Here is a 1,544-nt window from a genome sequence, read left to right as displayed (position 1 = left end):
CTACCTTTGTGCCACCATCGACCGTTGCGGCAACTTTGCCATCATTGGCGAAGACGATGTTGACCGCCAGCCCCGGCGTCGCCTGGTCGGCGCGCGTCACCGGGCGGCCGTCGCGGTCCTCGACCAGGGCGAACCCCCGGGCCAGAACGCCCTTGTAGCTGTAGCTCTCCAGCAGTTGGCCGAGCGAGGCCAGTTTCGCCGCCTTGTCGCCAAGCCCCTTGGCATGGCTGCGGTCGAGGCGCGGCGTCAGGTCGGCGACGCGGCGTTCGCCATCGGCCAGCAGCACCCGCGCCGGGGTCAGCGACAGCCGGCCGGCAACCCGCTCGAAGCGTCCGCCAGCGGTGGTCACAGTGTGGCGCAGGGCCGAGTCGAGGGCGCGGGCCTCCGACGCCAGCTTCTGTTCAGCCTGGGCCAGCTTTTCGCGCGGGTGACGCAGCTTGGCCGCCAACTCGCCGACACGGGTGCGGCGGCGTTCCAACAGCGTCGAGGCGGCGAGGTTCAGCCGCTCCGCCCGGTCGTCCAGCCGCTGGGCATGACCCTCCAGCAGGGCACGGGGATCGCCCAGGCCGCGCGCCAGCCCTTCGACCCGGTTGCGGCGATCCTCCACCGCGCGCGACGCGCTGGCGAGCAGCCGGCGCTCGTCGTCGAGGATCTGGGCCAGCAACTCGCCGCGCACCGGCACCGCCATCTCGGCGGCGGCGGTCGGGGTGGGGGCGCGGAGGTCGGACGCGAAGTCGATCAGGGTGGTATCGGTCTCGTGCCCGACGGCGGAAATCAGCGGGATGGTGCTGGCGGCGGCGGCACGGACGACATTCTCCTCGTTGAAGGCCATCAGGTCTTCCAGCGAGCCGCCGCCGCGCGCCACGATGATCAGATCCGGTCGTGGAATGCGGTCATCCGGCCGGATGCGGTTGAAGCCCTCGATGGCCGCCGTCACCTCGGCCGCCGCGCGCTCGCCCTGGACGGCGACCGGCCACAGCAGGACGTGGCGGGGAAAGCGGTCGTTCAACCGGTGCAGGATGTCCCGGATCACCGCCCCGGTGGGGGAGGTGACGACACCGATCACGTCTGGCAGGAAGGGGATGCGTTTCTTGCGGGCGGGGTCGAACAGACCCTCCGCCGCCAGACGGCGCTTGCGCTCCTCCAGCATCTTCAGGAGGGCACCTTCGCCGGCCAGCTCCATCGACTCGACGATCAGCTGGTATTGCGAGCGGCCGGGGTAGGTCGTCATGCGCCCGGTGACGATGACCTCCAGCCCTTCCTCCGGCCGGACCGCCAGCTTGGCCATGGTGCCGCGCCAGCACACCGCCTCGATCACCGCGGTGTCGTCCTTCAGCCGCATGTAGCAGTGGCCGGAGCTGTGCTTCTTCGGCTGGCTGATCTCGCCGCGGACGCGGACGAAGCCGAATTCCTCCTCGATGCTGCGCTTCAGCCGGCGGGCGAGGTCGCCGACGGTGAATTCCGGAAGATTGGAGCCGGGGCGCGGTTCCGGGGCGATCAGGGGTGCGTTTTCGGACGTCATGGCGCTCTGAGTTGGGCTCGCC

The 1,544-nt window shown here is 70.5% G+C and carries 1 protein-coding gene; it reads right to left on the bottom strand.

Going from position 1 to position 1,544, the window contains the following annotated elements; all coding sequences use genetic code 11:
- Positions 1 to 1,522 (bottom strand): exodeoxyribonuclease VII large subunit (gene xseA, locus I71_RS33875; RefSeq protein WP_042704651.1); only part of this gene is annotated, 1,522 nt, incomplete at its 3' end.
- Between the last annotated feature and the right edge of the window lie 22 nt (positions 1,523 to 1,544).

The sequence above is a fragment of the Azospirillum sp. B506 genome (assembly GCF_000333595.1).
Classification (GTDB): Bacteria; Pseudomonadota; Alphaproteobacteria; order Azospirillales; family Azospirillaceae; genus Azospirillum.
Note: the sequence above shows the minus strand (reverse complement) of the source record. Positions and strands in the feature narration are given on the sequence as shown.